This window comes from Sphingobacterium litopenaei (assembly GCF_014692495.1).
In the GTDB taxonomy this organism is placed as follows: Bacteria; Bacteroidota; Bacteroidia; order Sphingobacteriales; family Sphingobacteriaceae; genus Sphingobacterium; species Sphingobacterium litopenaei.
This window is the reverse complement of record NZ_JACOIJ010000003.1, coordinates 1-20,040: the sequence shown is the minus strand read 5'-3', so window position 1 is coordinate 20,040 and position 20,040 is coordinate 1. Positions and strand designations below refer to the sequence as shown.

The following is a 20,040-nucleotide window of genomic DNA, read 5'->3' as shown; positions in this document are numbered from 1 at the left end:
GATCATGTATAAAATATTTTATTAGGATAATAGTTTCATTGCTTTTTCATGTTTTTAAATAGTAATTTAGACTCTATAGTATTTTTAAAAATTATTTTACATCGGTTAGAAGTCGCTTTTGTAAAAATTTGCATACAATAGAAATTTGAATATATTCCTTAGATTTGCAGCATGAATAAATCGAGTAAGAAAAGCGTTAAAACTGAGCCGAAAAGACCAGTTGAAGTATATTTCGAAGAATTGGATAAGCAAATTTTAGGATCAAAGCTAGGCTATACCTTTTTTATGACGTTGGCATTTTTTGGAGTTATGGGATTGGTGTGGATGATACCGTTTCCACAGTTAGATTTCTTACAAAAGATGAATGCGCAAACATTTTTAAACTGGGGATCTTTTTATATTGCAATCATTATTTATCTCTATCTCAAATTGGCTCCAACCTTATCCTATGCCATGTTGTTTAGCATTGGAATTATGAGCTTTTTTATCGTACAGTTAGAATATGTAGAAAAAGATGGAGGTCCTGCGGTGTATTTGGTTAGCGCAATCATAGCTTTTGTAGGATTGTTAGGTTTGTGGTTTATGGGCAAAAAAGAAAAAGAATTTTCAGGGAAGATGTTTTGGCAACTTTTAACGCTCGGTCCGATTTGGTTATGGTCAAAAGTTTTTGATAAACTTAAGCTAAAATATTAATCTTTATATAAACATTGTAATCCCGAAAAGCAAAATATTCGGGATTTTTTATATTTTGTGATAAGTAAAACTAGAAAAATAATGAGTTTATATAATTATCCACTTCATTTTAAATTTAAAATCACCACCTTCTCGAACGATTTCGAAGCAACAGATGCTTTAGGAAATACTATTTTTTATGTTCGGGAAAAGATATTGACTTGGAGAGATCAAATGAAAGTGTATAGTGATTCTTCAAAATCAGAATTGCTCTATGAGATCAAGTCTAATAAACTTATTGATTTTCAGCAGACATTTACTATTACCAATCCACAAGGAAATATAATAGGAAAAGTAAGACGCAAAAGCATTCATTCTTTATGGAAATCCACGTTCAAATTAATGGATACTTACGACAACCATGATCATACTATACAAGAGAAGAATGCCTTCGTAAAACTATGGGATGGGATTTTTGGCGAAATTCCAATTATAGGAATGCTTTCTGGTTATGTCTTTAATCCATCCTATATACTTTCTGCAAACGAAGGGGAAGAGCTTTTTGAGTTAAACAAAGAACCTTCTTTTTTCGGGAGAAAGTTTACCGTACATAAGATCACAGAAAAAGAAGTCAACGAAGAAAGAATGGTATTAAGCTTAGCATTGATGGTATTAAATGAACGAAGTAGGGGATAGCGAATTATATAAATTGTTATTTCGACGATAGGAGGAATCAAAAAATTAGAGGTTAATAATTACGTCATTTCTAATGAAGAAGAACGAAATGAGAAATCTCATCTATTATGACTTCTTTCCGAAACAACGCATCACTGTTATTTACTTTAGTGAAATCTTCATTTCGTGAATAATACTAATTAGCACCTAAAGTGCGACTAGAAGAATATTATTTATGCGAATTAGGGAAGATTATTGGTTATTCCAATTTGTTATAGCTTGCTCTAATGCAGGGTGAGCTTTAATCAATAAGTCTGTCAAATCATCATCATTTAGCTTTTCATTTTGATTCATTAGTATATCCCACATTTTTTTCATCACATCTTTACCACCCAAATCATAAATTTCTGCTGCTAAAACATGGAAACAACACTGATACCAACCGTAATTGTCAGGATGTTTTGTGGCTATTTCGTTATAATACTTTTCAAAATCTTCGAGTGTGTTGTATTTTAGTCTTTCCGCAGGAAATGATTGTATCGCAACCTGTGGAAATACAGTGAGATATGGAAGTTGGGCGGGATTTTTCTCGGCAAAATAAGTGTGAAGCAAAACATTGCAGAAGGTTTCATAGAGCCAAGTACGTTGTTTGAGCATTCCTGCGGCATGTTGAAAAGCGTGGCCTAGCTCATGTACAGCAAGTAAATCAAAAAAATCGGTGAGCGCTATTTCTCCATTTTTATCTGTGTAAGTTTCTTTCAATATGGTCGCAAGTTCGTTCGGGATTTTATCAATAAAAGGAGTGTTCCTTTTCCAAAAGTCGTTATTTTCTGCAGCTACGACTAGTCTTCCATCGGGAAGAAAGTGTGGAATTCCATAAATAGCATTTGGATGAGCATATGTTTTCCAATCCGCAGGAGACAGAACTAATAACGTGTAATCGGCTTTCACGTTAAATTCGCTTTGAAAAAAATGTTCAGCTTTAGCGACATTATCTAAAATCTTAATAGCCCTTTCTTTGGCGTCGGAACTATAATATACTTTTGTATGATCTAGCTGATGAAGGTTCGCATAGGTTTGACCAAATGTTGTGTTGACAAGCAATAAAAGTATTAGGATTGAGAGATGCTGTTTAATAACCGTAAAGTTTTCGTCATGACTGAGGTCCAGCAGGATAAGCCAAAACTTGTGTAGGTTAAATTTAAAGAAAAAAATTGTTGTTTAGCTACAGTCTGATACAATTAGATGCTATTTCTTTTCATTTGTCCATAAGAAGCTTAGAGATAACATGAATCTTATACCTACTAATAGGCTCAGTTGATACAAGGATGCTTTTGTCTACAAAATATTTTCTCAGAATAGAGGTAAGAAGAATTTTATTAACGTATTAAAAAAGATAATAAAGCACCATCAATGCGGTCGATAAAATTAGAATCATCAAGTGAAGCATAAAATCAAAAGAGCGACTAATCGCTCTTTTGGTTATTTTATAATTCGTTTAATCTTATTGGATTTCTTGATGAGCTTATGCAAGCCTTCGTAATCTTCTTTTTCTAGTTTATTGTGCAGTTTTTGCAATTGTTTGATATGTTCTTCCAATACCTCCAATACATTTTCACGGTTTTGTTTAAAAATTGGTGTCCACATATCCGGAGAAGATTTCGCTAGACGAACCGTAGATTCAAAACCCGAACCCGCCAATTCGAAAATACGTCCTTGTGATTTTTCTTTTTCCAAAACTGTCAAAGCCAAAGCAAATGAAGTTAAGTGCGAGATATGCGACACATAAGCGGTATGCATATCGTGCTCTTCTGCATTCATAAACAAAGTCTTCATCTCTAGCGCATCAGTCAAGGCGTCAGCCAAATCAAATGCATCTTCGTCCGATTTGAAAGCTTCTACATAAACCATGTTCTTGTCTTTGAACAATCCTGCCACAGCTGCTTCAGGACCCGAATATTCAGTACCTGCCATCGGATGGGCTGCCACGTAGCGTCCACGTTTAGGATGTTCCGCAATTTTTTGTAAGATATTAATCTTCGTTGACCCCATGTCGATAACTACTTGGTCCGCGATTTTGTTCAAGATATATGGTGTCAATTGCATAATCGCATCTACCGGAACGGTTAACACAATGATTTTACAAGAAGCAATAGCTTCATCCAAATCTTGAATCTCATCCACCAATCCTAATTGAATAGCTTTCTTTTGGTTGGCTTCATTCTTATCTACGCCAATGATTTTATCAGCGAATTTAGTTTCTTTTAGTCGGATAGCTACAGAACCACCTATCAAACCTATTCCGACAATAGCTACGTTCATATATTGTATTTTACTATTTTCTACCTAAATATTTTCTTTAATGCGTATGATTGCTTTTTCTAGAGTATCCTTATTAGCACATAAACTGATACGGATAAACTGTTCGCCAGCAGAACCAAAAATCCCACCAGGAGTAATGAAAACTTTAGCATCGTACAAGATCTTATCACTTAGCTCGTACGAATCCTTATAATTTGATGGAACTTTTGCCCAAACGAATAAACCTACTTGATTTAAATCGTATTGGCAATTTAATAAATCCATGATTTCAAAAACCTTCTTGCGACGTTCAGTGTATGCTTCGTTCAATTGTGTGTACCAAGATTTATCCAAACTCAAAGCTTTTGCGGCAGCTAATTGCAAAGGTAAAAACATACCCGAGTCCATATTGCTTTTGAAACGCAAAATCTCACCAATACGTGTTTCATTAGCCACAAGCATCCCCACACGCCAACCTGCCATATTCGAAGATTTACTCAAAGAATTTAATTCTATCGCCACCTCTTTGGCACCTTCAACAGCCATAATACTTTCTGGCGAGTCATTCAGGATAAAGCTATACGGGTTATCGTGACAGATGAGGATATTGTGCTTTTTACCAAAAGCAATGACTTTCTCAAAAAATTCTTTATTTGCTAAAGCACCGGTAGGCATATGTGGGTAGTTAATCCACATCATTTTAACTTTGGATAAATCCGATTGGTCCAAAGCTTCAAAATCCACCAGCCAATTGCTTTCTTGTGTCAATGTATAAGGAACAGGAGTAGCTCCTGTGATGCGCACTGCACTCGTATAAGCTGGATAGCCTGGGTTTGGGATCAATACTTCATCGCCTTCTTGCAAATACGTCATGCAGATGTGTACAATTCCTTCTTTAGAACCTATTAATGGCAAAATTTCTGTATTTGCGTCTAGATTTACCGCGTAATATCGCGCATACCAATCTGCCATGGATTGTCGAAGGGCAGGAGCACCTTTGTAATTTTGGTAACCATGTGTATTACTAAGCGCAGCTTGCTCGCTCAAAACTTTTACTACTTCAGGGTGAGGTGGCAAATCAGGGCTTCCAATTCCCAGATTTATAACCTCAGCACCCGCTTTGTTCATCTCATCAATCTCTCTTAATTTCTTTGAAAAGTAGTATTCTTCGGTATGTTGTAATCTTTTCGCTACTTGAATTTCCATCAAAATAAATATTTGGTGCTAAATTTATAAAAACTTAATCGGTTTGTTGAACTATTAAAGCATAAAAGTCTATATTTTTTGTATACTTTCATTTTATCACTGCTATGCAACAATTTGAACGTAAATTCCGATATGCAATTAATTGACCGTCATTTTTACTACTTTTGCTTATTGAGAATTATTGAATGAAAACATATTTTAGATTATTATCCTTTGCAAAGCCTATTGAGAAATATGCTATACCTTATATTATTTGTACATTAATAACTGTTGTTTTCGGGACATTAAACTTAGCCTTATTAGTACCATTATTACAAGTCTTATTTAAAGGCACAGGGGATATAAACATCCAAGCACAAAGTATTGTAGAGAAACCAGGAAGTTGGTTAGATTTTGGGGATTGGTTTACCTATTATGCTGATAGATTGTATTACGATTTAGGACCTTACGAGGCGTTGAAATATGTCTGTGTAGTAATTATTGTTTCGGTTTTCATTAGTAATTTATTCCGTTACCTTTCGCAGCGTATCATGGAAAACTTACGCATTCATACTTTGCTGAATCTTCGCAAAGCAGTGTTTGATAATGTGATGAATCTGCATGTAGGTTATTTTTCTAATCAACGTAAGGGTGATATTATTTCCAAAATCGCATCAGATGTGCAGGTTGTACAATTCTCAGTTACAGGAACTTTGCAGGTTGTTTTTAAAGAGCCGCTTCAGTTAATTGCTTATGTTGTTGTTTTGTTTTCCTTATCGACAAAACTGACTTTATTCTCGATGTTAGTGATTCCGGTGTCGGCTTTTGTGATTTCAAGAATTGTGAAAAAACTAAAATCACAAGCTAAGGAAGGACAAGAATCTTACGGTAAAATGATATCAAATTTGGATGAAGCTTTATCTGGTGTCAAAATCATTAAGGCATTCAATGCATCCAATTTCATCAAAAATAGATTTAACAGAGAAAGTGAAAACTATTCTAAGATAATGCGAAGAATGGTTCGCCGTCAACAAATGGGCTCACCAGTTTCAGAGCTTTTGGGTGTTGTAATGGTCGCTATCATATTGTTGTACGGTGGTAGTTTGGTATTGAGTGGTGAAGGTGATTTGACAGCTTCACAATTTATCGGTTATATAGCGATATTCTCTCAGGTGATGCGTCCTGCAAAAGCATTGACAGATTCGTTTTCCAATGTCCATAATGGTATTGCAGCAGGTGAACGCGTGTTAGAGCTTATCGATGAACAAAATAAAGTGGAAGATGCTCCAAATGCAGCAGTGATTTCGTCGTTCGAATCAAGTGTGGTATTTGATGATGTACAATTCTCCTATGGCGAAAAAGAGATATTAAAGAATATTAATATAGAGATTAAAAAAGGTCAGACAGTAGCCCTAGTTGGTCCTTCAGGTGGTGGTAAATCTACTTTGGTGGATTTGATTCCGCGTTTTATGGACGTGACGGGAGGTGAGATTCTTTTTGATGGCAAGAATATTAAGACCTTGAATCAAGATTCTTTGCGTGCTTTGATTGGTACGGTTAATCAAGAATCTATTCTCTTTAACGATACTATTTTCAATAATATTGCTTTTGCAAATGTAGGTGCAACACAAGAAGAAGTAGAAGCGGCTGCAAAAATTGCAAATGCGCACGAATTTATCTTGCAAACTCCAGAAGGTTATCAAACTAATATTGGTGATCGCGGTGCCAAACTTTCGGGTGGTCAGCGTCAGCGTATTTGTATTGCACGTGCCGTATTGAAAAATCCTCCAATTATGTTGTTGGATGAAGCTACTTCGGCTTTAGATACGGAATCCGAAAGATTGGTTCAGGATGCGTTGTACAAGTTAATGGAGAATAGAACTACTGTAGTGATTGCACACCGTTTGAGTACGATTCAGAATGCAGATAAAATTGTGGTGTTGGAAGCAGGAAGAATTGTAGAAGTAGGTTCGCACGCTGAATTAGTTAATCAAAATGGACTATATAAACGATTAATCGACATGCAACAATTTGTTGAAGCTTAATAAAGCGTTTGGCAATAAAATTGTATTGTTTTTAATATATTTGAGTAAGAAGGGAGTAATATATGAATGCTGAGAAAAAGCTAACCTTTTTAATAAATAATCCGAATTTGGATGTTGATTTGAAAAGGATAGCTGAGAAGGTACTAGCAGAAGAGCGTATCACATTTGACGAAGGCGTAATTTTATACGAAAAGGGAGACCTGAATTACCTAGGTGTTCTCGCTAACTATATACGTGAGAAAAAGCACGGCGACTATACATATTTTAACCGCAATTTTCATATCGAACCTACTAACGTATGTGTATACGATTGTAAATTCTGTTCGTATTCGCGAATGATTAAGCAACGTGAAGAAGGATGGGAAATGGATGTAGACGCGATGTTGGATGTGGTTAAGAAGTATGATAATGAACCTGTAACGGAAGTTCATATCACGGGAGGTGTAGTACCTAAGCAAAACTTGGAGTTCTATGCAGAATTTTTCAAGCGTTGCAAGGAACACCGCTCTGATTTACATATCAAAGGATTAACACCTGTCGAATATTATTACATTTTCAAAAAAGCTAAACTTTCGCATTATGATGGTTTGAAATATTTGAAAGAATGTGGTTTGGATTCTATGCCAGGCGGTGGTGCAGAGATATTTCATCCCGAAATCCGTGAGCAGATAGCACATGATAAATGTACTGCGGAACAATGGTTGGATATTCATGAGCAAGCGCACAAATTGGGTATGCATACCAATGCAACCATGCTTTATGGCCATATTGAGCAATATTGGCATCGTGTAGATCATATGGAACGTTTGCGTCAATTACAGGACAAAACAGGAGGTTTTCAAACTTTTATTCCATTAAAATTCAGAAATAAAGACAATCAAATGGCACATGTGCCTGAGGTTACAGTTATAGAAGATTTAAGAAATTATGCTGTAGCTCGTATCTACATGGATAACTTCCCCCATATTAAAGCGTATTGGGCGATGATATCGCGCGATACCGCACAATTGTCTTTAGCGTATGGAGTGGATGATATTGACGGTACATTGGATGATACTACTAAGATTTATTCGATGGCTGGTGCAGAAGAACAAACTCCCGCAATGAGTACACAAGAATTGGTTGAATTAATTAAAAATGTAGGAAGACATCCTATTGAACGTGACACCTTGTATAATGTGGTTACGGATTATAAGGATGTTGTTTTTGAAGAAGACAAGTCAAAGAAATATTACGCTTTGCCTGTCGTAAACTAAACAAACTATTCTAGTGAAGAAGACTTTTTACTTTATAAGACACGGGCAGACAGATCTTAACCTCAAAGGGATTGTTCAGGGAAGAGGAGTTAATACTTCTTTAAATGAGAATGGCAGAAAGCAGGCGGATGCTTTTTTTAATGCTTACAAACACATTCCTTTTGATAAAATATATACTTCTACATTAGTTCGTACACATCAAACTATCGAACGTTTTGAATTGGAATTAGGCATTCCTAAGGAACAGTTGGCTGGTTTGGATGAGATAAGCTGGGGAATATATGAAGGGCAGGTGCAAGATGAAACAATCATGAAAGGTTTTGAGCAGCTTGTGAGCTCTTGGCGAAATAATGATTTGGATGTTCATATTGAAAACGGCGAATCACCAAATCAATTGGTGAAACGTCAAAAGGAAGCCGTTGATTATATGTTGAGTAAAAAGGAGGAAAGAACGGTATTGGTTTGTATGCATGGAAGAGCGTTGCGCATCATGTTATGTCATTTGACGGATACGCCAGTGACGATGATGGACGATTTTCCTCATACTAATACTTCTTTGTATGTACTAGAATACGAGAATAAAAAATTTAAAATCATAGATCACTATAATACAGCGCATTTAGAGGGGTTGGAATGGGAAAAATAAAAGTTTCAGCGGTAAGTTATACCAATACTTTACCGTTCTTACAAGGAATAAAAGCTTCTCAAAAGCTTTTAGAACAAATTGATTTAAGTGTAGATGTTCCTGCAGAATGTGCTAGAAAAGTAATACATCACGAAGCTGACTTAGGGATTATTCCGGTTGCTGCATTATCCAGAATGTCAGAATATCACATTGTAACAGATTTTTGTATAGGATCTGACGGTCCAGTGGATTCTGTATTTATCTTTTCTTGTAAGCCTATTGAAGAAATTGAAAGCTTACGATTAGACTATCAGTCAAGAACGTCTAATGGTTTAGCAAGGATTCTTTTAAAACATTATTGGAAGCGAGAAGTCTCAGTGACCATGGAAGGTGAGGCTGATGCCTATGTTTTAATAGGAGACCGTACGTTTGGACAAAAGGAAACTGTTCCTTATGTGTATGATTTAGGTGAAATTTGGAAACAATTTACGGGATTACCTTTTGCATATGCGGTTTGGGTTTCGAACAAAAAGCTTTCCGAAGACTTTGTTCATGATTTTAATGCCGCATTAAAAGATGGAGTTTCTCATCCTAAGGATGTAATTCCTGGCTTAAAAGTATATCCAAACTTTGACTATGAAGAATATCTTACGGCTTATTTGGATTTCAATTTGGATGATGACAAAAGAGAAGCAATTTCTAAATATTTGGAATTATATAAAGGCTTAGAAGAAATAGATTTTAAAGGTGTATAACCTTTAAAATCTTCTTGTATCTTATTTCGCTTGACCAATATCTAATCTAGAAATTTTACCTTCGCTATTTACTGTAAATTTGAAGAACACACGAAACGTTCCCCATTGACAAAAGCGTAATGGCTCCATTTATGATCACAGCGTTTTTGCTAAAATTCCATTTTTCAAACATGCTTAACATTTCTGGTTTTGCCATCAACATGTTCCAGCCATGTTTTATTCCGAGAAATACAGCAACGAGTATCAAAGCGGAATTTATTAATTTAAGTATCATTAGAATAATTGGCAATAATAGTTTAGTGTAAAAATAATAAATAAATTTACGCTAAACTAAAATTTGTTACACGCTATCTCGTCGTATATCCTCCGTTTGCGAAGATTGTCTGTCCAGTGATCCACCAACCATCTGTTACTAAGAATTCTACTAAAGGAGCAATGTCTTTAATGTCAGTCAATCCACCCAAAGCCGATGCTGATTTATGGTAAGCTACTGCCTCATCTGATTCTTGTCCATAAAAGAAGGGCGTATCCATTGGTCCCGGAGCTACGCCCGTAACTGAAATTCCTCTTTCCCCAAACTCTTTTGATGCCATTCGGGTAAAATGCTCTACTGGAGCTTTTGCTCCGGCATAAATAGAGTATAATCCAGTATAAGCTGCTAATAGTGAAGTAACTATGGTACAGATTTTACCGTTATCATTTAGATTTTTACCTGCTTCTTGAATGAAGAAGTACGCTACCTTAGAGTTAATATCAAACATTGTGTCATACTCTGCCTCAGTTGTATCTAAAAAAGGCTTTTTCAACACCATACCTACCGTATTAATTGCGATATCAATACCACCAAATTTCGCTTTCGTCTCAGCAAAAATTTTGGTGATGTTCACTACTTTAGTTAAATCAGCTTGGAACAAGAACGCTTCACCACCACTAGCTTGAATGTCAGCTAAAGTTTGTTCGGCATCCACTTTACTAGAATCGCTATTGTAGTGTATTGCAATTTTAGCTCCTTTTGCTGCTAAATTTCGACTTAATAAACCTCCTAAATTTTTAGCACCACCAGCTATTAATACTACTTTTCCTTTTAAAGCATTTCTTGCCATAATCTTTTATAATTTGATAAATATTATGACAAATATGACGCTCTAAAAGAAAAGAAATATGGTGAACTTTTAGGATTTTAAAGTTTATAGTAATTTTAGGTTATCTAAAATTGACTTCTGAATTGGCCGGGAGTTAACCCTGTAAATTTCTTGAAAATTTTGGAGAAATTGGAAGGATCATAAGTTAGCTTTCTAGCCACACCTGCGATGGTGTTGGACTGGTCTGAAAGAAGAGATTTAGCCACTTCAATTATTTTTAAATCATAGAAATGACAGGGATGATGTCCAGTTTCTTTTTGTACTGTATTTGTCAAATGAGTGTGAGAAATGTATAGTCTATCGGCTATTTGATTAATTTCTAAAAAATCTTCTTCCACATGGTTAACTACATTTTGAATATGCTCATCCAAAAAATCTAAATATCGATTTACTAATAATTTAGAAATTGATGTTGACATTAATAACTATTTTAGAATAATAATATCTTTATGTGCCAACAAATTCTTATAGGTTATTTTATCCTCATCCATCAAGAAATCTTTGTGTGTAGGAGCAGGAATCACCGCTTTGATTTCTTTATTACCGAGTGGTATGAAAAATAAAGCACCTTGCTCAATCATTTTTTCATCTATGAGGAGCGTGTATTTGGTGATGTTGTTGTCCAAAAGCTTTAGTGCTTTCAGTTTATCTTGTATAATCTGAATATTCATATCTCTACCTATTTCGCTTCATGAAAAACGAATATAGGTATTTCTGCGTGAAAAGTAAGTTTTGTAGATAAGCTGGTACTTATTAATCTATCGAAAAAGTTTCGGTTACGACGAACTATGGCTAATACATCAATATCGTTATTCAAAATAAACCGAGTTATGGTTTCCTCCACTGTATTTTCCTTTTCCAGGAAAACAAAATCCAATTCTTTGTCTTCAAAGATTTTGTTCCAATTTTCAGCATTCAATAATACATCAGAAGGATGATTAGAATCATTTTGTACGTTTACACAATAAACTTTAGCATTAACTAAAGAACTTATTTCTACAATTTGTGTCAATGCAGGTAAGTCTTTTTCTTTAAATAAAGTTGTAAATCCAATTTTCCGAATAGGATTGTATTTAGCTTGTAATGGTATAACTAAAACTGGTAATGTAACATTACGAATTACTGTAGTGGTATTGCTTCCCATAAATTCACCATTGAATCCCGAAACGCCGTGAACTCCCATTACAATAAGACTTATTTCAGTCTCGGAAATAACTTTTTTTACACTACCCAACACTGTTCCGTGCTCAAATATAAAGTGTACATTATCCGTATGAATGTTTTCGTTGGCAGCGAGCTGAAATAATTCTTTGTTTTTTCGTTGTCCATATTCATACCGTGACTTTTCTATTTCTTGGTATACGGTGCTCAGCATATCGGGTTGGCCAGCGTGTACAGAAGATAATACAGGGGGTATATAGGAAAATAAAACATAAAGTTTTACTCCAAATTTATTGGCGAGGTTCAATGCATAAAAGAAAGCATTGTTTGCATGTTCAGAATAATCTGTAGGCAATAGTATGTTTTTCATAACTCTTCCTTTCTATTAAATTTAAGCATTTATTGCCTTCAAATCAACTCCCAAAACTTTAAAAATTTATTTTTAAATAAGATGTAGCATATTCAATTTTTTAACCGTTATACCCACATAATGACATAGATTCGTGGTTATCAATAATAATTCTTTAACTTTAGAACTAGAAAATAGACCAAGTTCATATACAAGAGTGAGTATAGTTTCCAGATATTTCAAAAGAAATAGTCCACTGACCTTGAAGTCAGCTCTGGAGGATTGTCTCGCACACAAAACCGAACGCAGTCAATCATTTTTGTATAAACGTTTCTACGGATATATGATGGCTGTGTCTTTGCGCTATGTCAAAAATGAAATGGAAGCTGAAGATATCGTCAATGAGAGCTTCGTTAAAATTTTCAGAAAGTTATCTAATTTCGAAATTTTAGAAGATGAGAATGCCTTAGAGAAATCTTTTAAAGGTTGGATAGCGCGGATTACTGTGAATACATCTATCGATAAACTTCGTGCACAAAAAGTTACATTAGATATTGATGATATCAATGAACTAGAAATAGAAAATAATAGCGTCGCTATCTCAAGTAATTTGGAGGTTAATGATATTCTGAAGTTACTGAATAAATTACCTGAAATTCAACGGATGATTTTTAATCTGTATGAGATTGAAGGTTATTCACACGATGAAATCAGTAAGCAATTGAACATTCCTGATAGTACATGTAGAACTTATCTCACTCGTGCAAAGGCAAGATTGAGAATGTTGTATCAAGAACAATTTGAAATGTTGAACAAAATAAAAGTTGGTTAATATCTACATATAATGAATAATAAAGATTTAATAGAAGATATTAAGGCTAAATTGAAAGCTTCTCAAGAACTTCCTTATCGTGAGGGAGCATGGGAAAGATTTGCGGCGCAGCAAGGGAATGTTACGAATGCTTCAGGTGTCAAGGTTCTGCCTTTTAGAAGGCTTGCCTCTATAGCGGCCGCAGGTATTATGGTATTGGGTGTTTCTTTGTATTTGTATCAAACGCAAAATACTTCTTCGAATCCTTCGATTGAAACACAAATAGCTTCTTCGAATAGCTTGGATGTAAATTCGGATCCTAGAGAAGATGTACAAAATCAAAATGAGTTCGAAATACGATTAGCTGAGGCGTCTGCACACTTAGATAATAATCTTCTTACATCCATACCAAATTCAAATAATTCAACAGAAGCCAAACTAACCCACATTTCTACTATAGAGGGAATAAATGAATCTGATTTATTAGCTAATGACGTGAATGAAAATTCAATAGCTCAATTGAAGACTATCACAACAGAAGTATTACCTTATAAACCGTTTATTGAACAAACGCCATCTACCACAATTGTGAATCCATCTGTGTCTGCCATGGCTCATCAGACGGCAAATCTAGGCTTCAATTCAGATGGAGATAACTTAAAGCCATCAAGCAAAATGTCATTGGGGGATAAATTCCAACTAGGTTTATATGTATCTCCTCACCGTACTTCGGATAAATTTGATGTAGGTGCAGGCTTCTTAGTTTCTTATGCATTAACAAATAAAATAAGTTTACGTACTGGAACATCTTATAATTCATATTCTGTTGGCGTGATGAAAGATCCAATGGAAATGTCAAATGCGGAGATGATTAATATGGAAAGTGCTCCAAACAACTCTCTCATTACGGAGAATGCGTATGCAAGCAAACAACAAATGATCTTGCCGAATGTCAACGCGGTAATGGGAAAAGTTGAAGCTTTAGAGATTCCGTTAGATATTACGTATACTTTCAATAAAGGCTTTTATTCTTCTGCAGGAGTGTCATATTCTGCTATTATTAATCAACAACGAGAAGCACAATATATTGAAAATGCGGGTATAATATCTCTTCAAGATAAAGCTTCACTTATACCAGGCGCTGCTCAAAGTTTGAATAAAGCAGAAGTGAAGACGGTAAAATCAGTTCAAGACAATGTAAATCCAAATGGATTTAATGGTTTTGCTAATTTTTCAATAGGTAAAAAAGTGAATATCAACAATAAAATGTCTTTATCACTCGAACCGTTTGTGAAAGTACCATTAGGACAATTCCGTAAATCCGATTTAGATTATACCAATAGCGGTATAAAGATTATTACAACTTTTTAGCAGAGATAAACAATTAAATTTGATCAATACGAACCCAGCCCATACCTGCAGCAATAGCACCTTGGACACCTGGATCGCCATCTTCAAAAACTAAGCATTTTTTCGGATCTACACCTAATTGTTCAGCGCACAGAAGAAACGGTTCTGGTGAAGGTTTACCATTTTTGGTATCACCCGCACATACCATCGCTTCATATTTACCCGTGACATCGATAACCTGCAAAGTAATGTTTAGAGTAGAACGACTTCCTCCTGATACTATTCCAATTTTCTTTTTACCAACATTTTCAAAAAGAACTTGTCGTACGTATTCTACGGGTTCTGTTTGTTGAATAAATTCTTCTATAAAAATCTGAGATTTACGTTTCGAATAGGCTTCCACGTCAAATTCCACATTATATCTTTTGCACACCTCACGTGCAACTGCTACGGTAGGCCAGCCCGCTGTTTCATCAATTAAATCAGGATCTAGGTCTACACCATATTCTTTTGAAACCGCAACATAAGCGGCTTTGTGTGCATGTATATTGTCTGCTAATGTTCCATCTACATCAAATAATAAAGCTTCATAAGGTTCAGCAATAGTTTGTAGTTTATGGAATTTTTCTTGTATACTCATTTAATAGTTTAGGTAATAGCTGTAAACAAATAATGGCTGTAAATATACAGCCATTATTTTATTTTTTTAACAATTTACGTCGTTGTTTTTCCTTTATGATTAAGCTCAATTCTCTACCAGTTTGTCCTGCAGCTGAAGTGTTTTCTTGGGCTCTTCGGAATAAATAAGGCATAACAGCTTTTACAGGACCATATGGCATATATTTCGCCACATTGTATCCCGCTGCACCTAGATTGAAAGATAAATTATCAGACATACCTAACAATTGTGCAAAGAAGACGTGCGGATGATTGTGCGGAATACCTCGTTTGTCCATTTCTGTAGCCAATAGCATACTGCTTTGATCATTATGGGTGCCAGCCATAAAACCTATACGGTCAATATTTTCCAGACAGAATAAGATAGCTTCATTGTAATCTATATCAGCCGATTGTTTGTTCGGTTGAATAGGAGAAGGGTAGCCCATTTCAGCAGCTCTCTCGCGCTCGATTTCCATATAAGCTCCGCGTACGATTTTAGCCCCTAAATAGAAACCTTGTTGTTTAGCATATGCCAAATCCACTTTTAGCGAAGCTAATTTATCGTGTCTGTATAATTGATACGTGTTATATACTATAGGTCTTTCTTTGTTGTAGCGTTCCATTAATTCTCTTGCGATGTCATCAATGGTATCTTGTATCCAAGAATGTTCAGCATCTACCAGAACAGGAATTCCAGCTTCATAGCAAGCTTTACAAATCGCATCACAACGTTTTAACAATTTTGTAAATTCAGCTTTTTCCGCATCAGATAATGTTTCTTTAGCATCAATTTTAGCTAATAAATCGAATCTCCCTACACCTGTTGGTTTAAATACACAGAAAGAAATTAATTTATTTGTCTTAGCGTAAGCCACGCTTTCTAATACTTCTTGACAACACGCATCAAAACTTTCTTCTGATTCTTCGCCTTCAACAGAATAATCCAAAATAGTCGTGACATTACCTTTGCCTAGTTCGGCAATAGCAGGAGCACAGCCTTGAATCGTTTCGCCACCACAAAATTGTTTATAGATTGTATTTCTAATAATTCCCTGAATAGGAAGACCAATATTTAAGGAAAAATTAGTGATAGGTGTTCCGATTTTGATGAGTGTATTGGAAGCGACCATCTTAAAAAGCCAGTATGCTCTTTCAAGGTCTTTATCACTTTTATTTTTAAATGCTATCTCTGTATTTTCAAAATTCAATAAGGTATTTTGCAAGGCCATCTTCTATAATTCTTATACAAACAAAAGTAGACTATAATTAATATATTTTGAACTTTTTAAGTCGATATGGATAGAATTGGTATATTTTTGGTGTATTTTTGTTTATGCAAACATTCAATTTAGAAGGAGAATTTATTCCCATGATTCAATTGCTCAAAGCTTTGAATTGGGTAGAGCACGGCGGGATGGCTCAGCGTATGGTGGATGAAGGTTTAGTGAAATACAACGGTGAAGTAGATTATCGTAAAAGATTAAAAGTGCGCAAAGGTGATATCGTTGAATTTGAAGGTATGAGAGTCCAAATCATCTAATATTTTTCTATCTTTAACCCGTATAATATCAACTCATAAAATAAGATCATGCAACCAATCCAAAGTTTAGGATACAACGTATATTTCGAAGAAAATTTAGAATCACTTTTACCATTTATTGAAGCACGCGGATACTCGCAAATTTTGGTTTTGGTAGACAGAAATACCAATGATAATTGCTTACCTGTATTACAAAATGCTATTCCTGATTTAATCCATTATGATATTATAGAAGTCGATCCTGGAGAGGAAAACAAAAATATTGATTTCTGTATTGGAGTATGGAAAACAATGTTGGATTTTGGCGCTGATCGCAAAGCTCTGATGATTAATCTTGGAGGCGGCGTGGTAACTGATATGGGCGGGTTTGCTGCTTCAACATTCAAAAGAGGTATCGATTTTATTCAAATCCCAACTACGTTATTGTCTCAAGTTGATGCTTCTGTTGGAGGTAAGACGGGAATAGATTTAGATAACGTTAAAAATATCATCGGAACATTTACCCAACCCCAAGCTGTATTTATAAGTACGGAATTCTTAAAGACATTAGATGAAAGGCAGTTAGTTGCAGGTTTTGCAGAAATCATTAAACATGGATTGATTCAAGATAAAGATTTGTATGAAACTTGCAAATCTGTTGATATAAATAATGTACCAGCAGATTTGATCTATAAATCTGTTCAGATCAAGAATAATGTAATCACACAGGATCCTACAGAAAAAGGTTTACGTAAGATTTTGAACTTCGGTCATACTATTGGTCATGCCATTGAAGGTTACTCTTTGTACAACGATGCAAATCCCTTATTGCATGGTGAAGCAATTGCTATTGGAATGATCTGTGAGGCTTGGATGTCTTATAAATTCACAGGCTTATCGGAAGAATCATTAAATGATATAACGAATACATTTCTTTCTAAATATCCACAATACGTTTATTCAGCAGAGTTTTATGATTCATTCTTAGAACTGATGAAAAATGATAAAAAGAATGAAGACAATAAGATTGGTTTTGCTTTATTAAAAGAAATAGGTGACTGTACTTATAACGTATATATAGACGAACAAGATATTAAATCTGCTCTAGATTATTATATTGAGGCAGCCCAATTATATTATAAATTATAAACCATAAAAATGAGAAAACTGTATTCATTAGTGCTAATTATGATGGCAACTATGACATTTGCTTCCGCTCAAAAGAGCAAATCTGTATTAATCTTTTCAAAGACCACGGGTTTTAGACATGAAAGTATTCCAAAAGGAGTTAAAACCGTGTCCAAGTTATTAGCGGATAATAACATTAATTATCTGCATACTGAAGACGCTGTGCATTTTCATGCTGACAGTTTGAAAAAATATGATGCGGTTATCTTTTTGAATACGACTGGTGATGTTCTGGATGAAACACAAAAACAGAATTTTCAACGTTTTATTCAATCAGGCAAAGGCTATGTTGGCATTCATGCAGCGTCTGATACAGAATACAATTGGCCATGGTATGGCGCATTAGTTGGAGGCTATTTTGTAAGTCACCCAGCTGTTCAAGAAGCCCATATTCAGGTGGAAAATCGAAAACATATTTCTACAAAACATCTTCCAAAAACCTGGATTCATCGCGACGAATGGTATGATTTCAAGGATGTTAAACCTGGTCTTCATATATTAATGGCTTTGGATGAATCGTCTTATAAAGGTGGAAAAATGGGGAAATTCCATCCGATTGCTTGGTTTCAGGAGTATGATGGAGGAAGGGCTTTTTATACCGGTTTAGGCCATACAAATGAATCCTACGATTCTGAATTATTTCAAAAACATATAATAGGCGGAATCAAATACGCTTTGAAAATTAAATAACCACAGACTTATTGTAATGTCTACAAAAAAAATTATTATAGCTTCTGCTTTACTTTTAAATGCGAATAAAGAATTATTAGTAGTACGTAAACACAAATCAAAATTTTATATGTTGCCAGGAGGGAAGGTAGAGCATAATGAGACTTATATTCAGACCTTACTTCGTGAAATAAAAGAGGAGCTTAATTTGGAGTTTAAAGAAACAGACTTCAAGTATTTGGGGCAGCACGAAACGGAGGCTGTTAATGAAGAAAACACCATAGTACAAGGAAATATATTTTTATTGCAAACAGCATTAGAATCGCTTCCAATCGCACATGCAGAACTTGCTGAAGTAAGATTTGTTAAGAAAGAAGAATATAAAGAAATGCAATTGGCACATTTGCTGGAAGAATTTGCTTTACCAATCTGGTTGAAATTATAAATTTACATATACTTTAATAAATCTTGATAAGCATCACATTCTCATAATAGTAAGAATGTGATGTTTTTTTATTGGATAACATAAAACAAGAATTAAAAATACCTATATTTAGGTATTAGGCTAAGAAAAAAATATAACCATTTTTGTAGCTATATATCTACCAAGAATTATTACCATATATGTTATTAGCTAAACATTTAGTGAAATTTAGGCTGGGATTACTATGCTGTAGTTTAATTTGTGCTCATTTCCATTATTCTCATGCACAAGCATCGACTTCTACTAAACACATTTCTCAAATCATTGAACCTTCACATCGTGATTTTTCGAAATCAAATTTTTCGGAATATGCTTACGAAAGTAAACGATTTCCACTAAAGCCTTTTTTATATGGTAAAAAAGAAGGAAAAGTAACGCTTAGTTTTAACGTAACATCTGCTGGACTAGTAAAAGATGCGCAAGTTGTCTACAGTTCCGATAGATCATATACGAAAGAGGCTTTTAAAATTCTGAGAGAAGCTGGAATGTGGAATCCTGGGATGAGAGATGGTATAACTACTAATATGAAATGTAAGCTAACGGTAACTTTTAAAGCTCCTATTGCTACTAATGCTAATTTGAGACAAGCAAAAGTTATTCATGAAGGTAAGATTCTTCCTACAAATAAAATTTGGTATATAGCAGATGGAATTTATTTGGATCAAATCATGATTTTGGATCTTAAACAATCCCAAGCCTTATTAGGAAATGACACTAAACAACCCACGATTATTATAAAAGAGAATGAAGGTAATCGAATGTATTCCGAAGAAATTATATCAAAGCTAAATAATATTGACTCCAGCATCTTTAACCTATATATCAATGACCAAGAAGTTGATTTAAACACTTGGAAACAAGCTTTAAAATCTCATCAACATAAAAATTTTTATATGGACGCTTCTTATATAAAAGCATCTAAAATAAATGCCAAGTTGGAAATTCAAAATAAATAATTTTAAAAACTCAAATCTTATTTTCCAAATATGAACTTAAATTTCTTTGTAGTTCAAATTGTAGAATATTTTCTACATTAGTTAGTGAAATTTATTAAAATCAACCACAGGTGTCCTAAATAAAAATTTTAGACATATAATATACCTCCTTATCTAGCTTCTAGATAAGTTTTCTGTTTTAAAGTCAAATTATACCCTCTATATTACTTTTAGAATAGTTTAAATTGCCCAATTTTG

The 20,040-nt window shown here is 34.5% G+C and carries 22 protein-coding genes; 13 read left to right on the top strand and 9 right to left on the bottom strand.

What is annotated here, in order from left to right; genetic code table 11:
• The first annotated feature begins 171 nt into the window (after nucleotides 1-171).
• Nucleotides 172-693, top strand: coding sequence for a hypothetical protein (locus H8B04_RS02275; RefSeq protein ID WP_165289642.1), 522 nt, complete (start codon nucleotides 172-174; stop codon nucleotides 691-693).
• An 81-nt stretch (nucleotides 694-774) separates the two neighbouring features.
• On the top strand, nucleotides 775-1,368 hold the full coding sequence (locus H8B04_RS02270; RefSeq protein WP_190301313.1) for an LURP-one-related/scramblase family protein: 594 nt from the start codon (nucleotides 775-777) through the stop codon (nucleotides 1,366-1,368).
• A gap of 231 nt (nucleotides 1,369-1,599) precedes the next feature.
• Here H8B04_RS02270 and H8B04_RS02265 read toward each other — a convergent pair whose 3' ends face one another.
• The 3 genes from H8B04_RS02265 to H8B04_RS02255 form a co-directional block, all read right to left on the bottom strand.
• A complete protein-coding gene (locus tag H8B04_RS02265; protein WP_223815210.1) occupies nucleotides 1,600-2,451 on the bottom strand; it encodes a hypothetical protein in 852 nt (283 codons plus the stop codon).
• A gap of 378 nt (nucleotides 2,452-2,829) precedes the next feature.
• A complete protein-coding gene (locus tag H8B04_RS02260) occupies nucleotides 2,830-3,669 on the bottom strand; it encodes a prephenate dehydrogenase (protein WP_190301312.1) in 840 nt (279 codons plus the stop codon).
• A gap of 24 nt (nucleotides 3,670-3,693) precedes the next feature.
• Nucleotides 3,694-4,854: a pyridoxal phosphate-dependent aminotransferase gene (locus H8B04_RS02255; protein ID WP_190301311.1), complete on the bottom strand. Its 1,161-nt coding sequence runs from the start codon at nucleotides 4,852-4,854 to the stop codon at nucleotides 3,694-3,696.
• 185 nt (nucleotides 4,855-5,039) lie between these two features.
• Here H8B04_RS02255 and H8B04_RS02250 point away from each other — a divergent pair, with 185 nt between their 5' ends.
• The 4 genes from H8B04_RS02250 to H8B04_RS02235 all read left to right on the top strand — a co-directional run bounded on the left by H8B04_RS02250 (nucleotide 5,040) and on the right by H8B04_RS02235 (nucleotide 9,514).
• A complete protein-coding gene (locus H8B04_RS02250; protein WP_190301310.1) occupies nucleotides 5,040-6,878 on the top strand; it encodes an ABC transporter ATP-binding protein in 1,839 nt (612 codons plus the stop codon).
• 62 nt (nucleotides 6,879-6,940) lie between these two features.
• Entirely contained in the window at nucleotides 6,941-8,134 is a 1,194-nt protein-coding gene (mqnE, locus tag H8B04_RS02245) for an aminofutalosine synthase MqnE (RefSeq protein ID WP_190301309.1), read from the top strand.
• Nucleotides 8,135-8,147: 13 nt separating this feature from the next.
• Nucleotides 8,148-8,780: a histidine phosphatase family protein gene (locus tag H8B04_RS02240; RefSeq protein ID WP_190301308.1), complete on the top strand. Its 633-nt coding sequence runs from the start codon at nucleotides 8,148-8,150 to the stop codon at nucleotides 8,778-8,780.
• On the top strand, nucleotides 8,768-9,514 hold the full coding sequence (locus tag H8B04_RS02235; RefSeq protein ID WP_190301307.1) for a menaquinone biosynthetic enzyme MqnA/MqnD family protein: 747 nt from the start codon (nucleotides 8,768-8,770) through the stop codon (nucleotides 9,512-9,514). Before H8B04_RS02240 ends, H8B04_RS02235 begins: the two co-directional genes overlap by 13 nt.
• Nucleotides 9,515-9,861: 347 nt before the next feature.
• Here the strand turns inward: H8B04_RS02235 and H8B04_RS02230 are convergent, their stop codons facing one another.
• The 4 genes from H8B04_RS02230 to H8B04_RS02215 all read right to left on the bottom strand — a co-directional run bounded on the left by H8B04_RS02230 (nucleotide 9,862) and on the right by H8B04_RS02215 (nucleotide 12,187).
• Nucleotides 9,862-10,617 (bottom strand): SDR family oxidoreductase, encoded by a 756-nt coding sequence (locus H8B04_RS02230; protein ID WP_190301306.1) that lies wholly within the window; start codon nucleotides 10,615-10,617, stop codon nucleotides 9,862-9,864.
• 104 nt (nucleotides 10,618-10,721) lie between these two features.
• Nucleotides 10,722-11,075, bottom strand: coding sequence for a helix-turn-helix domain-containing protein (locus H8B04_RS02225; protein WP_190301305.1), 354 nt, complete (start codon nucleotides 11,073-11,075; stop codon nucleotides 10,722-10,724).
• 6 nt (nucleotides 11,076-11,081) lie between these two features.
• On the bottom strand, nucleotides 11,082-11,327 hold the full coding sequence (locus H8B04_RS02220) for a hypothetical protein (RefSeq protein ID WP_190301304.1): 246 nt from the start codon (nucleotides 11,325-11,327) through the stop codon (nucleotides 11,082-11,084).
• A gap of 8 nt (nucleotides 11,328-11,335) precedes the next feature.
• On the bottom strand, nucleotides 11,336-12,187 hold the full coding sequence (locus H8B04_RS02215; RefSeq protein ID WP_190301303.1) for a universal stress protein: 852 nt from the start codon (nucleotides 12,185-12,187) through the stop codon (nucleotides 11,336-11,338).
• 196 nt (nucleotides 12,188-12,383) lie between these two features.
• On the opposite strand from H8B04_RS02215, the gene H8B04_RS02210 reads away from it, so the two are divergent.
• The gene (locus H8B04_RS02210) at nucleotides 12,384-12,998 is read left to right on the top strand and encodes an RNA polymerase sigma factor (protein WP_190301302.1); all 615 of its coding nucleotides are present in this window, start codon (nucleotides 12,384-12,386) and stop codon (nucleotides 12,996-12,998) included.
• A 12-nt stretch (nucleotides 12,999-13,010) separates the two neighbouring features.
• Entirely contained in the window at nucleotides 13,011-14,348 is a 1,338-nt protein-coding gene (locus tag H8B04_RS02205; protein WP_190301301.1) for a hypothetical protein, read from the top strand.
• A gap of 13 nt (nucleotides 14,349-14,361) precedes the next feature.
• Here the strand turns inward: H8B04_RS02205 and H8B04_RS02200 are convergent, their stop codons facing one another.
• Nucleotides 14,362-14,967, bottom strand: a complete 606-nt coding sequence (locus H8B04_RS02200; RefSeq protein ID WP_190301300.1) for an HAD family hydrolase — start codon at nucleotides 14,965-14,967, stop codon at nucleotides 14,362-14,364.
• 58 nt (nucleotides 14,968-15,025) lie between these two features.
• On the bottom strand, nucleotides 15,026-16,216 hold the full coding sequence (locus H8B04_RS02195; RefSeq protein ID WP_190301299.1) for a proline dehydrogenase family protein: 1,191 nt from the start codon (nucleotides 16,214-16,216) through the stop codon (nucleotides 15,026-15,028).
• A 104-nt stretch (nucleotides 16,217-16,320) separates the two neighbouring features.
• On the opposite strand from H8B04_RS02195, the gene H8B04_RS02190 reads away from it, so the two are divergent.
• The 5 genes from H8B04_RS02190 (at nucleotide 16,321) to H8B04_RS02170 (ending at nucleotide 19,803) form a co-directional block, all read left to right on the top strand.
• Nucleotides 16,321-16,527, top strand: a complete 207-nt coding sequence (locus tag H8B04_RS02190; protein WP_190301298.1) for an RNA-binding S4 domain-containing protein — start codon at nucleotides 16,321-16,323, stop codon at nucleotides 16,525-16,527.
• Nucleotides 16,528-16,575: 48 nt separating this feature from the next.
• The gene (aroB, locus tag H8B04_RS02185) at nucleotides 16,576-17,655 is read left to right on the top strand and encodes a 3-dehydroquinate synthase (RefSeq protein ID WP_190301297.1); all 1,080 of its coding nucleotides are present in this window, start codon (nucleotides 16,576-16,578) and stop codon (nucleotides 17,653-17,655) included.
• Between the two features lie 9 nt (nucleotides 17,656-17,664).
• On the top strand, nucleotides 17,665-18,384 hold the full coding sequence (locus H8B04_RS02180; protein WP_190301296.1) for a ThuA domain-containing protein: 720 nt from the start codon (nucleotides 17,665-17,667) through the stop codon (nucleotides 18,382-18,384).
• Between the two features lie 16 nt (nucleotides 18,385-18,400).
• The gene (locus H8B04_RS02175; protein WP_190301295.1) at nucleotides 18,401-18,808 is read left to right on the top strand and encodes an NUDIX hydrolase; all 408 of its coding nucleotides are present in this window, start codon (nucleotides 18,401-18,403) and stop codon (nucleotides 18,806-18,808) included.
• 179 nt (nucleotides 18,809-18,987) lie between these two features.
• Nucleotides 18,988-19,803, top strand: coding sequence for a TonB family protein (locus H8B04_RS02170; protein ID WP_190301294.1), 816 nt, complete (start codon nucleotides 18,988-18,990; stop codon nucleotides 19,801-19,803).
• Nucleotides 19,804-20,040: the final 237 nt, after the last annotated feature.